This is a genomic window from Paenibacillus sp., assembly GCF_031177825.1.
Lineage (GTDB): Bacteria > Bacillota > Bacilli > Paenibacillales > YIM-B00363 > Paenibacillus_AE.
Window position 1 is genome coordinate 64841 of the sequence record NZ_JAPSKE010000009.1, and the last position, 12137, is coordinate 76977.

11 protein-coding genes are annotated in these 12137 nt (G+C 62.5%); 1 reads left to right on the top strand and 10 read right to left on the bottom strand.

Going from position 1 to position 12137, the window contains the following annotated elements; translation table 11 throughout:
• Positions 1-476: 476 nt before the first annotated feature.
• Genes RIN49_RS13000 through RIN49_RS13040 form a run of 9 tightly spaced genes read right to left on the bottom strand, consistent with a single transcriptional unit; the run spans position 477 to position 10339 of the window.
• Positions 477-1451 (bottom strand): phosphotriesterase family protein, encoded by a 975-nt coding sequence (locus RIN49_RS13000; RefSeq protein ID WP_309120600.1) that lies wholly within the window; start codon positions 1449-1451, stop codon positions 477-479.
• The gene (locus tag RIN49_RS13005; protein WP_309120601.1) at positions 1448-3220 is read right to left on the bottom strand and encodes an L-fucose isomerase; all 1773 of its coding nucleotides are present in this window, start codon (positions 3218-3220) and stop codon (positions 1448-1450) included. Before RIN49_RS13005 ends, RIN49_RS13000 begins: the two co-directional genes overlap by 4 nt.
• Positions 3221-3238: 18 nt before the next feature.
• Positions 3239-4087 carry a sugar phosphate isomerase/epimerase family protein gene (locus tag RIN49_RS13010; protein ID WP_309120602.1) on the bottom strand — a complete coding sequence of 283 codons (849 nt, stop codon included), beginning with the start codon at positions 4085-4087 and terminating at the stop codon, positions 3239-3241.
• Positions 4084-5037 carry a phosphoglycerate dehydrogenase gene (locus tag RIN49_RS13015; RefSeq protein WP_309120603.1) on the bottom strand — a complete coding sequence of 318 codons (954 nt, stop codon included), beginning with the start codon at positions 5035-5037 and terminating at the stop codon, positions 4084-4086. Before RIN49_RS13015 ends, RIN49_RS13010 begins: the two co-directional genes overlap by 4 nt.
• 8 nt (positions 5038-5045) lie before the next feature.
• Complete coding sequence (locus RIN49_RS13020) at positions 5046-5660, bottom strand: glucose-6-phosphate isomerase (RefSeq protein WP_309120604.1); 615 nt, start codon at positions 5658-5660, stop codon at positions 5046-5048.
• A gap of 23 nt (positions 5661-5683) precedes the next feature.
• The gene (locus tag RIN49_RS13025) at positions 5684-6625 is read right to left on the bottom strand and encodes a shikimate dehydrogenase family protein (protein ID WP_309120605.1); all 942 of its coding nucleotides are present in this window, start codon (positions 6623-6625) and stop codon (positions 5684-5686) included.
• A 34-nt stretch (positions 6626-6659) separates the two neighbouring features.
• Complete coding sequence (locus RIN49_RS13030) at positions 6660-8195, bottom strand: xylulokinase (RefSeq protein WP_309120606.1); 1536 nt, start codon at positions 8193-8195, stop codon at positions 6660-6662.
• Between the two features lie 45 nt (positions 8196-8240).
• A complete protein-coding gene (locus tag RIN49_RS13035) occupies positions 8241-9284 on the bottom strand; it encodes an alcohol dehydrogenase catalytic domain-containing protein (protein WP_309120607.1) in 1044 nt (347 codons plus the stop codon).
• A 32-nt stretch (positions 9285-9316) separates the two neighbouring features.
• Positions 9317-10339: a Gfo/Idh/MocA family oxidoreductase gene (locus RIN49_RS13040; RefSeq protein WP_309120608.1), complete on the bottom strand. Its 1023-nt coding sequence runs from the start codon at positions 10337-10339 to the stop codon at positions 9317-9319.
• Between the two features lie 206 nt (positions 10340-10545).
• Between RIN49_RS13040 and RIN49_RS13045 the strand changes: the two genes are divergently transcribed.
• Positions 10546-11355 (top strand): DeoR/GlpR family DNA-binding transcription regulator, encoded by an 810-nt coding sequence (locus RIN49_RS13045; RefSeq protein WP_309120609.1) that lies wholly within the window; start codon positions 10546-10548, stop codon positions 11353-11355.
• 83 nt (positions 11356-11438) lie between these two features.
• Here the strand turns inward: RIN49_RS13045 and RIN49_RS13050 are convergent, their stop codons facing one another.
• Positions 11439-12074, bottom strand: a complete 636-nt coding sequence (locus RIN49_RS13050) for a hypothetical protein (protein WP_309120610.1) — start codon at positions 12072-12074, stop codon at positions 11439-11441.
• Between the last annotated feature and the right edge of the window lie 63 nt (positions 12075-12137).

A 12137-nucleotide genomic window follows, 5' to 3' on the forward strand; every position in this document is an offset into this window, starting at 1 on the left:
ACGAAGTGTGATTCCGATTTGTTCTGTCGTCTTACCCGATAAGTCGTACGCCTTACTTACCTTTTCCTGAAGCGGTTCACTCGCCTTAGCGGGAGTCAGTATAAATACACTCAGACAAATAAGGAAAAAGCTTTTACGTTTCAATCCTCTCATCTCCTTATCAAGGACAGATGGACGAGCAACTTACGAGTGAAACGATCCCACCGCCCGCTCTCGGATCGGTCGAGTTAACAACAGGGTAGTTGCCGATTTAAGCAAATCGCTTTGACTAACCGATACTTTTCTTCCGTCATCGCTTTTGACCCCTTTTCTTTTCATAATCTTATTTCCCATCGAAAATGATCTTACATAAATAGACGATGTCGGGTGTAATGCAGTTCCATGAACTCATTCTGCGATGAAGGTAGGCCGCCGCCGCCCGTTTAGAAACAGGAAAACCCGGCGCCGAACGACGGCGACCGGGCTGCGATGCATGTTTATGGCTTGAACGCGAAAGCCTCGGCGGGATTGTCGACCATCCACCGCCGAATCGCTTCGTCGCCGACGCCGAACCGCGCAAGCAGCGGGAGAAACGTCTCGATCAAATACGTCCAGCCGACGTCTCCGCCGTAATGCTTCAGCCGGGCGCGCGTCGTGTCGAGTCCGAGCAGGATGCGATCCTCCATCCCCCACTCGAGGAGCCGCAGCAGCAGCTTCGCTTCGTCCTCGTCCGAGTGGTACTTGAACCGGCCGATCGTGTCGTACTCGAGGTACACGCCGAGCTTCGCCAGCTCTCGATGCGTCTCCGGCCGATCGGTCGTGCGGTCGAGATGGCACAGCACGACGTTGTTCGGCCGCACCCCGCGCTCCAAATAGTAATGGGCGAGCCAGATCGCCTCCTCGTGCGTCTCGGTGTGGCAGACGATCGGCGCGCCCGTCGCGATCGACGCGGCCGCGGCCGCCGCGAACCAGCGCTTGTCCGGATCCGCCATCCGCTCGCGGTCGACCGCCGTCTTGACGACGCCGGCCCGCGCGTTCAGGGACGCCGCACAAGGCTCGGCCGCGTCGGTCCCCTCGTACATCCCGACCGTCACCTCGCGAACGAACACGTCCCGCAGCCGCTCCTCCGAGTACGTCCTCACCCAATGACCGTCCCGATAAAACGCGAGTTTATGAAACCCCGTCGACGCGACGAGATGTACGTCCGCCTCGGTCGACGCGGCGACGAGCGCCCGCTCCATGCGCCCGCAGCCGAGCGGCTGGCAGTCGACCATCGCCCGGCCGCCCGCCGCGCGGAAATCCCGCAGCTCGGCGACCGTCGCCGCGTAATCGTCGATGCGCAGCGCGGGGTTCAGCGTCGCGGGATGACCGTCCGCTAAGAACGCGTGCTCATGGCTGTGGCAGAAGCCGAGCGCCGACTTCGGAACGTCCCCCCGCACCGTCCGGACGAACCCGCCCGCCCCGCCCGTCACTTGTACAGCGGACCGTACGCCGCGCAGGCGCGGTAATCGGCACCCTCCGGATCCTTCGTGCCGAACGCGCTCCAAGCGCTCGGACGGAACACGCGCGACCGCGGCACGTTATGCATATTGACCGGAATGCGCAACATCGACGCAAGGGTGATCAGCTCGCCGCCGATATGTCCGTAGCTGACCGCGCAATGGTTGGAGCCCCAGTTTTCCATCACGTCGTAGACATCGGAAAATACCGGGTCGCCCGGCACGAGGTTCGGCGCGAACCACGTCGTCGGCCAAGTCGGCGTCGTGCGTTGATCGAGCTTGTCGTGTACGTGCGTCGGCAGCTCGACGGTGACGCCCTCCGCGATCTGCAGCACCGGACCGAGCCCTTCGACGAGATTGATGCGGCTCATCGTGACCGGCATGCCGCCCTTCGTCAGGAAGTCGGTCGAATACCCGCCGCCGGCGAATTGGTCCATGTACGTCGGTCGCCAAGAGGTCGCCTTCATGCACGCGTCGACCTCCTCCGGCGTAATGTCCCAGAACGGCTTCATCGCCGGCCGCCCGTCGATCGACTGCTCGCCAGTGCCGTCCAGCGCCGCCGGACCGGAATTGATCAGGTGTAGGATGCCGTTCGCAGCGGCTCCTTGCAGCGTCTCCCCGGTTACGCGCTTCACCGCTTCCGGGCTCCAATACGCGCGGACGTCGGCGAAGATTTGCGCCGTATGCGAGATCAAATGGTTGAACAGCATGGTGACCGCGTTCAGGTTGTCGTTTTCCGTAGCTACGATGTAGGGCGGCCGCGTGCCGTTCCAATCGAACGACGAGTTGAGAATCGCCTCGAGGAAGTCGGCGCTCGGGAAGTGGTCCGTCCATTCGCGCTGGCCTTGGAAGCCTGCCGCGATCGCGTGGTACCCATACGCTTCTTCCTCATAGCCCATCTCCGCCAGCTTCGGGTTGCCGACCATCAAGTCGCGCACGATCAACGCCATCTTGACGACGGTTTCCCAATTGCGGTCTTTGGCGTCCCGAGCGATTTGCTGCTCCGACGGGTTCGGATCTTCGCCCTCGGCGCAGTTGTCCTTCACCCAGCGAAGCGCGCGCTCGAATTCCGCCGGATCGTAGATCCCGTTATCGATGCGCCGCGTCACCTCGGTCATGTCGACGTAAGCGTTCTTCATGCCGAGATAATGCTGATAGAACGAATCTTCGACGATGCAGCCGGCGATGCCCATCGAGACGGAGCCGATCGACAAGTACGCCTTGTCGCGCATCGTCGCGACGGCGAGCCCCGCCTTCGCGAACTGCAGCAGCTTCGCGCATACGTCCTCCGGGACGCTGTCGTCGTCCATGTCCTGCACCTCGCGCCCGTAAATCTTGAACGCGGGCAGCCCCTTCTGGTTATGCGCGGCATGCAGCGCGGCGAGATAGACGGCGCCCGGCCGTTCCGTGCCGTTGAAGCCCCAGATCGCGTGCGGCCAATCCGCGTTCATCTCCATCGTCTCGAGCGGGTAGCACCAGCCCGAGGCGACCGTGACGACGAGGCCGACGCCCTCGCGGCGGAACTTCTCCGTCGCCCGCGCCGCCTCCGGCAAACCGGAGATGCAATCGTCCGCGAGAACGCAGACGACCGGCTCGCCGTTCGGATAGCGCAGGTTCGCGCTCAGGAACGAAGCAACCTCGTTCGCGAGGCCCAGCGTCACGTGGCGGGTCGCCGCCTTGACGAGCTTGCGCCGGTCGATGATCGGGCGGATGCCGATTTTCGGATACGTCGTATGCGTCATGTGATTCGTTCCCCTCTCTTATTGCAGGCCGTATTGGGCCATCTTGCCCTTGATGAACGCGACGCCCTCGCGAACGAGCGCGTCGCCGTTCGGCGCCAGCTGCCGCCATACCCACGTGTTCATATTGTCGGTCACGTCGACGAACGATTCGAGCGCGGCATAGCCATCGTACTTTAGTTCGCCGAGCGCCCGGAAGAGGTCGTCCCAATCGACGAGGCCGGTGCCGGGGATGCCGCGATCGTTTTCGCATAGATGGTAGTGAATGAGATCCCCGCCCGCCCGCTTCGTCGCTTCGTAGTAGCTCTTCTCTTCGATGTTCATGTGGTACGTGTCGAGATGCACCCGGATGTTCGGCTCGCCGATCATCTCCTTGAGACGGAGCGCCTGCTCGCACGTGTTGACGAGATACGACTCGTACCGGTTCACGGGCTCGAGCCCGATCGTGACGCCGACGCGCTGCGCGTACCGCGCCGCCTCCCGCAGCGCCTCCGCCGCCCAAGCCCACTCTTCCTCCGTCGGCCGCGACTGGGCCGCCTTCACGTGCTGCGAATAGACGACGCCCGAGAGGCTGGTCGCCCCGATGGCATGCGTCGCGTCGACGCAGTCCTTAAGGTACTGCAGCCCCTTCGCCCGGATGGCGGCGTCCCCGCTCGTGATGTCCGTGTCGCCGAGCAGGACGGTCGACGTGACCGCTTCGAGACCGACCGCGTCGAGCCGGGCTTTCACCGCCGCCGCATCGAACGTATCGAGCGTCATGAGCGGAATTTCGATGAAATCGAGACCGAGCCCCTTCACGCGGTCGATCAGGTCCAGCGTGTCGTTCGTCCATTGCGAGCACCAAGCGTACGCATGTATCCCAAGCTTCATTCGTTCGTTCCCCCTTGGAAAAAGTCGACCAGCGATCTCGCGGCCATCACTCCCATATTGTCGATCGCTTGAAACGTGGAAGCGGCCGTGTGCGAGCCGATGACCAAATTGTCCAGCTCGAGCAGCGCTCGGTTCGTCGGCGGCTCTTGTTCGAACACGTCTACCCCCGCTCCCCAAATTTCGCCTTGCTTCAGCGCGTCGTACAAGGCGTCCTCGTCGATGAGGCCGCCGCGCGCCGTATTGACGAGGACGGCCGTCGGCTTCATGAGCGCGAGCAGCTCCGCCCCGAACAGTCGATGAGTCGCGGGCGTCAACGGCAGGTGCAAGCTGATGAAGTCGGAGGCGGCCGCAAGCTCATGCAGGCTGTCGACGTATTCGACGCCGGTCTCGCGCGCGAACGCTTCGTCCCGCGCCAGATCGTACGCGAGAATGCGCATATCGAAGCCGCGCGACCGCCGCGCTACGCCCTTGCCGATCTGCCCCATGCCGACGAGGCCGAGCGTGCGGCGGTGCAGATCGACGCCGGTCACCTTCCCCCACTCGAGACGCCGGCAGCCCGCGTCGATCGGCACGATCCGGCGCGCCGCCGCCAGCATGAGCGCGAGCGCGAAGTCGGCGACCGCCTCGGCGTTCGCGCCGGTCGTCACGGTGACGCGGATGCCGCGTTCGCGGCAGTATTCCATGTCGATATTATCCGTGCCGACGCCGTATTTCGCAACCGCTTTCAGCTTCGGCGCCGCTTCCAGCACGCCGCGGTCGAGCGGATCGACGCCGAGAACAATCGCATCGGCGTCCTGCGCGGCGTCGCGCATCTCCTCGCGCGTGAGAATCCGCCCGTACGGATTCCGGGCGATCTCGAAGCCGGCCCGCTCCAGCAGGCGGTACGGCTCGGGGTCGTTTTTGCCGAATGAACGCGGCGTCACTAGCACTTTATAGGTTTGCGCGGTCATGGCTCGCATCACTTCCACTTCGGGTTATCGACGACGGCCGGAGCGCCGTCCCGCTCGACGACGATCTTGCGGAAGCCCTTCGTCTCGATGCTGCCGTAGTCATGGCCGGCATCGGCCCGGAACACGTAGAACGTGATCAGCGGCTCCGAGCCGACGTTAATGCTTCGGTGGGCGTACCGTCCGGGCACGTACACGGCGCGTCCGGGCGTGAATGCTTCGACCTGTACGTCGCCCTCCGGGTTTTCCATCAGCATGTACCCTTTGCCGCCGATGCAGTAGTACACTTCCGAAGTATCTAGAATCGTATGAAAATGCCCTTTCGTCATGAAATACTCGTCCCCGACCTTCCCGGGGTAGACGATGCTCGTGCCGAACGCTAGGTTGCCCTCCGCCTCCGGAACGCCGAGGTCGTAGAATTCATAGAGCAACGTATCTTCCTTCTCCAGCATCGCACGGTATGCGGCGTCGTCGGCGTACATGCCGGACATCTTGGAGAGGTGACGCTTCAAGGACGGCAACGCATCGGACAATCCGTTATTCAGGCTAAAGTAAACTCCGAACGGCGACAGCGCCGCCGGCGCGCCGCCGGCCGTCGGGTGATGCGGATGCGCGTTCGCGGACATGGCGATTCCTCCTCGTTTCGTTTTTACTTGCGCTGACTCATGGCGATCCGCTCGCAGGCGGCGAATCGCTCCGGCGTCATCTCGAGGTCGAACACTTCGGCGATGACCTGCGTCCAGCCGTGAAGGAAATAAATCCAGCCGTCCTCGACGCGCAGGCCGCGCGCCGCCTTCTGCCGGTTCGCTTGATGCATGAAGTCGAGCTCGCCGCGGTAGTTCAGCTCCCAGACGAGGCCGCCCTCCGGGAATGCGGCGGCGTCCGTCAGCGGCGAGCCCGGGCGGTCTTTGCCGAGCCCCGTCGCGTTCACGACGAGCGAGCCCGGAGCGAGCCGCGCGAGCGCCGCATCGTTGTCCGCCGGCTCCGGGCACAGCTCGTATTCGAAGCGGACGTTCGTGTCGATCCGGCCGAGCAGCTTCTCGGCCGACCGCAGCCGCGGCTCGCTTCGATTGCTGACGACGATCCTCGACGGGACGTCGCCGCCGCGCGCCGGGTCGGTGAGCCAGGAGGCGATCGCGAGCGCGCTGCCGCCGGCGCCCATCAGGAACGCCTCGCCGCCCGCGGCCCAATGCCCCTTGGGGATGAACGCCTCCATCGCGAGACCGCTCGTGATCGGATCCTTCGCGTGGCCGATCAGGCGACCGCCGCGCTTCGAGATCGAGGACACCTCCTCGAACGATTCGGCGTACGGGTCGAACGCGTCGAAGACGTCTCTCGCCGCGTGGTAGAGATCGATCTTATGCGTCGTGACGAGCGCGCCGAGCGACAGCGGGTCCCGCTTAATGAACTCAACGCATTCGACGTACGTCGCCGGATCGGCGTGAATGGCGATATCGATTCCCTTGATGACGGCGTCGTTCAGGCCGAGCGCTTCCGCCCATAGCGGGAACAGCTTCATGATCGACGATTGGCCGGTCGTTACGCCGATGAAATACATCGTCGGCCGATGGGCCGGCTCCGGTAGTTTCATGTTCTTCGTTCCTCCTCTGTCTTGCATGGCTCCGTTACGCGCGATCCTTAAGCACGCTCTGCAGCTCGGCGATCTTCTCGAGCAGCGCCGGGTAGCGGCGTTTCGGCTCGAGGTACGCCCGGCCCGCGTCCGCATCGGGCTCGAACCGCTCCCGCACGGCGACCAGCCGATCGGCTTCGCCCGCGAAGTCGTCGTGCCACCCGAGCGCGTACCCCGCGATCAGCAGATTGCCGAGGTGGCCGGTGTCCGACTCGCGCAGCGTCGCGTACGGAACGCCGAGCACGTTCGCCTTGATCCGGTTGAACGTCGCCCCCTTCGCTCCGCCGCCGACGACCCGCACCTCGTCGAACCGGACGTCCGGAAGCGAATCGGCCAAGATATTCAGGTAGATCTGATATTCGTAAGCGATCGATTCCAAGATCGACCGGTACATAGCGTATTTGTCGTGCCCCCAGTTGAGGCCCGCCCATGCGCCGCGCAGCAGCGCGTTGTTCGGGCATACCCGTCCGCCGAAGTGCGGGACGAAATGCAGCCCGTCGCAGCCGGGCGCCCACGCCTCCGCGCCGCGGTTCAAGTCGTCGAACGCCGGTCCGCCGCCCGCCTCGTTCTTCAGCTGATCCCGGAACCACGCGATGCATTGTCCGCCGCCGTTAATGTACGCGAGCGGCGCCCATAAGCCCGGCACGACCGAGCGCGCGAACATCAGCGTCTTTTGCTCCGTGTCCGGTTGATACGCGTCGACGCAGCAGGCCAGCACCGACGCCGTGCCGGCGACGTCGAACAGCATGCCCGGGCGCACGATGCCGGCGCCGAGCGTCGACGCGGCCGTGTCGCCGCAGCCGGCGAGCACGGGCGTCCCTTCGCGCAGCCCGCACGCGTCGGCCCAACGGGCGGTCAGTCCGCCGACGCGGTCCCACGGGTTGGCGACCCGCGGCAGCTTCGACGGCTCGACGTCCAGCTCGCGGAGCAGCGACGCCGACCACCCGCCCGACGCCGCGTCGGCGAAGCCGGAGAAATGCAAATGCGTATAATCGATATACGCCTCGTCCGCCTTCGCGCCCGTCAGCCGGCCGGCGATATAAGCCGTCGGCACGACGAACTTCGAGATCGCGCGGTACGCGTCCGGCCGCTCGCGCTTCCACCACAGCGTCTTCGGGCCGTGCGCGTACGTGATCGGACAGCCGGTTTCGGCGATGACCGCCGCTTCCCCGAGCGCCTTGATCCGATCGAATTGCGACTCGCAGCGCGTATCGAGCCAAGAATCGTACGGCGTCGCGGCTTCCCCGCGCGCGTCGATGCCCATCACGCCGGCCATCTGTCCGCTCAGCGCGACCGCCTCGACCGCGGCGTCCGGCCGCGCGGCGGCGCAGGCGGCGACCGCTTCGACGAACTCCTGCAGCATGTCGTCCGGGCGCTGCTCCACCTGCCCCCCGCTCCGTCGAATAAGCTTCGACGGCACGAACGCCGACGCCAAAATCTCGCCGCTTTGTGTCAACAGCGCCGCCTTCGTGCCTTGCGTGCCGACGTCGACGCTCGCTACGCACGGGATATTGCCGTTCCGCTCCGTCACGCTCCCACCTCGTCCTTCCGTTTCTTGCATTCATTGCCCGAATCGTCAATCGAACGCGATGACCGTCTTCATCCCGCTGCCGTTCGAGGCGTTCTCGAGCGCTTCCTCGAATCGGCTTAGCGGGTACCGCGCCGTGACCAGCCGGCTGACGTCGAGAAGGCCGGAGGAGATCATCTTCAACGCGCTTCGAAAATGTTCATTGTTCGCCTTCGTCGACCCCGTCAGCAAAATCTGCTTATAGTGTACCGTATTCGTGTTGATCGGGACGATCTGCTTCTCCTTCGGCAGCCCGCCGAAGAAGTTGATCTTGCCGTTCATCGCCGTCAGCTCGACGGCCAGCTGCTGCGCCTCCGGCGACGGATTCGCCGTCACCGCGACGTCGACCCCTTCCCCGTCCGTCAGGTCGAGGATCGTCTCCCGCAGCTTATCCGCCTCCACCGCGACGAAGCTGCCGTCGATCGACTTGGCGAGCTCGAGCCGACCCTTGCTCCGGTTCGCGACGAACACGCGCGCCGCGCCGGATAACTTCGCCATCATGGCGTACATGATGCCGATCGGCCCCGCGCCGATGATGAGCACGTCGTCGCCGACGGCGACGGGGCATTGCTTGAGCCCGTTATAGACGCAGGACAACGGCTCGTTAATCGCCGCCGCGTCGAAGCTTACATGATCCGGCAGCGCGAAGACGTTGCCGTACCGCACCGCGGCGGCCGGCACCCGGACGTATTCGGCGAAGCCGCCGTCGATCTGGACGCCGAGCGCCGAATAGTTCGCGCATAGATGCGAGTCGCCTCGTCCGCAACGGCGGCATACCCCGCAGCCCATATTCGGCGCGATCGCGACGCGTTGTCCTTCCTTATATCCGGCGACGCGCCGTCCGACCTGCGCGATGACGCCGCTGATTTCATGGCCGAGCACCCGCGGACGCTCCTCGTCGATGCCCGGCAATCCGTTCCCGATGATTCGCAAATCCGTTCCGCATATTCCGACGCTCTTGACTTGGACCAGCAGCTCGTCGTCGCCGATCTCCGGCGCGGGAATGTCCCGCACCGCCACCTTCCGAACCCCGGTCATCTGGGCGGCTAGCATAAGGCATGCTCCTTCCTTGGAAATCGTATTGGTTAGGACAGCCGAATCACGGACGACTCCCGGATCGAGCGGTTGCCCGCTTCGACCACCTTCACCGCCATCATCCCGTCGTAGCCCGTCACCTTCGGGGATCGCTGCTCGAGGATGCTCTGTACGAAGTCGATGTCCTCCGCCAGATACGCGTCCTTATACAGATGTTTCCAACTGTTCATGAAGGGTCTCGTGATTTCTTTGTTCCGTCTCGCGGTGACGATCGTCTTCTCATGCAGCTGCCCGAGGAAAATGACGCCCTCCGTCCCGAGAATTTCCACTCTCGAATCGTAACCGTATTGGACCGACAGCGCGCCGTCGATCACCCCTTGCCGCCCGTCGTCGAACCGGGCCGTCAGCAGAACGTTATCGTAAAAGTCCGGGTACGGCTCCGCCGCTTCGGGGCAGCGGTAGTTGCCGGCGATCGCGTACACCTCGGCGAATTCCGCCCCGCTAAACCAGCGCAGCGTATCGATATCGTGGCTGTTCACCTCGGCGAGCGGACCGTTGCTCTTCTTCAGGTCGTACATCCAAGGCTGCGGCGTGCTCGGCCCCCGGGTGAGCGACCGGATGAGCACCGGCTCGCCGATCTCCCCGGCGTCCAGCCGCGCCTTCGCCTCTTGGAAGCTGGCGTCGAACCGGCGCATGAACGCGATCTGCAGGTTGACCTTCGCTTCCTTCGCCGCCTCGATCATCGCCTCGCACTCTTCCGCGTTCATCGCCATCGGCTTCTCGCACAAGACGTGCTTGCCGGCCCGCGCCGCGTCGACGACGATGTCCCGGTGATAGATCGTAGGCGTAACGACGACGACCGCGTCGATCCCGTCGTCCCGAAGCGCTTCGCGATAGTCGCCGTACCATGTCTCGATGCCGAGCTCCTTGGCCGCCTGCTCCGCCGCCGCCCGGTTCGGATCGACGACGGCCGCGAGTCTCGCGTACGGCACGCTCTTGCGGAAGTGATGCGCGTGGATCAGACCCGCGCGCCCCGCGCCGATGACCGCTACGTTAATGTCTTTGACGCCCATGGCCATTCCCCTTCTATCCGGTTGAATTCGCCCTGCATTATTGTTTTTTATTATCCTATGTTATTATATTTTATCGTTTTGGTTATCGTCAATTACTTTTTGTCGATTTCGCTCTCGTTCTTTTTCGTATAATAACAGATAATAGTGAACGCTGACGATATATGCTATAATAGGAAGCATTCTTCGCTCAGAAAAGAGGACTGGACATGGAAGGCATGAATTCGAAGGAGCTCGCGAAGGACGTGCTGTTCGCCGAGGAGAGGAAGATGGAGATCGTCCAGCTCGTGCAGGAGCGCGGCAAAGTGCTCGTGCCCGATTTGATCGCGCATTTCCAAGTATCGCCCGCGACGATCCGCAACGATCTTCGGGACCTGGAGGCGAACGGCCTGATCAAGCGGACGCACGGCGGCGCGATTCCGCCCGACACGCTTAAGGTCGGCTTCGAGCTGGACAACCATAACAAGACGATTAAACACCATAAACAAAAGCAAGCCGTCGCGCGGAAAGCCGCGGAGCTGATCGAGGACGGCGACATCATTATATTGGATACGGGAACGACGACGTACGAGCTGGCGAAGCTGCTGCGGGACAAGCGGAACGTCACCGCCATCGTCAACGATATCGAGATCGCCCGATGCCTCGAGGATTTCGACGGCGTGCAGGTCGTCGTCATCGGCGGCACGCTGCGCAAGAAGTTCCACTGCACGATCGGTCCGTTCGCGGCTAATCTGCTGGCCGAGCTGAACGTGGATAAAGTGTTCCTCGGCACGAACGGCTTCAGCCTGCAGAAGGGCTGTACGACGCCGGACATCAACCAGGCCGAGATCAAGCGAATCATGGTGAAAATTTCGTCCCAGGTGATCGTGCTATGCGACAGTTCGAAAATCGGCGTCAATTCGTTCGTGCAGTTCGCGAGCCCGGAGCATATCGACGCATTCATCACCGACGACGGCATCAAGCCGAATCAAATCGAGGAGTTCGCCGAGCAAGGGTTGGATTTGCGCATCGCGAAGTGAGGCGAACGGGAAAAGCTCCCTCTTATTTCGCTGATTTCTGCGCTTCATCGCCGAGTCAGTCGAATCGGATGGAGCTTTTCCGTTTAGCGTTTCGCCCTTTTGTATGACAAGAAGATGATGCCCGATAAGATGCAGGATGCGAATACAATCCATAACCAAGCATTGTTATGATCCCCGCTCCAAACCGGAGAGGAACGATCAGGTGATTGGATGGAATACCCGCTAACTCGAGCAAATTCCTGCAACCGATGTTGCAACGAGTCTGTTTCTCCCCTAGGCCATCCGACGATCACCTGCCCGTTTTCGACGTTCGATGCAGTTCTATAACTTGGAGAAAGAAGTCGAAGGTTCGGCGGGATGTCCCTTAAGAAGAAGACATATTCTTCGCCTGCCTTAAACTTCATCGAAAAGTCAGGGCAGCTATAGCCTGCCGGATATTGGTCCCGATCGTCGATGGTTTCCGGCATTAGAATGCGTTTGGGCGCTTGATCGGGACCTACATAAGAAATCACATCCACCGTTGCTTTTCTTCCATCCTTTTCTGTCTCGATTACCTTGCCGTACACCATGGCTTTCGACTCGAAGGCATCCTCGAAAAACCAAGGAGCAGGCGAACAAGCATAAGCGGGAGCTTGGTTGGCGAAGAGCGCGTAATTCGTTTCATCGAATTCCCCCTTTCTTACTCCAACGGACGACGTTATCCGTTTGTTGCTGTCCACGCGAAAAGAGCCGCGCCTTTCGGCAGAACCGTAGTTCTGCCGAAAAGGATGCGGCTTTCGTTC

What these genes read in the sequence shown, in the direction of transcription:
- RIN49_RS13045 (WP_309120609.1), top strand. Translation starts at nt 10,546, where the DNA reads ATGGAAGGCATGAATTCGAAGGAGCTCGCGAAGGACGTGCTGTTCGCC.
- RIN49_RS13040 (WP_309120608.1), bottom strand. Translation starts at nt 10,339, where the DNA reads ATGGGCGTCAAAGACATTAACGTAGCGGTCATCGGCGCGGGGCGCGCG.
- RIN49_RS13025 (WP_309120605.1), bottom strand. Translation starts at nt 6,625, where the DNA reads ATGAAACTACCGGAGCCGGCCCATCGGCCGACGATGTATTTCATCGGC.
- RIN49_RS13035 (WP_309120607.1), bottom strand. Translation starts at nt 9,284, where the DNA reads ATGCTAGCCGCCCAGATGACCGGGGTTCGGAAGGTGGCGGTGCGGGAC.
- RIN49_RS13020 (WP_309120604.1), bottom strand. Translation starts at nt 5,660, where the DNA reads ATGTCCGCGAACGCGCATCCGCATCACCCGACGGCCGGCGGCGCGCCG.
- RIN49_RS13015 (WP_309120603.1), bottom strand. Translation starts at nt 5,037, where the DNA reads ATGACCGCGCAAACCTATAAAGTGCTAGTGACGCCGCGTTCATTCGGC.
- RIN49_RS13010 (WP_309120602.1), bottom strand. Translation starts at nt 4,087, where the DNA reads ATGAAGCTTGGGATACATGCGTACGCTTGGTGCTCGCAATGGACGAAC.
- RIN49_RS13005 (WP_309120601.1), bottom strand. Translation starts at nt 3,220, where the DNA reads ATGACGCATACGACGTATCCGAAAATCGGCATCCGCCCGATCATCGAC.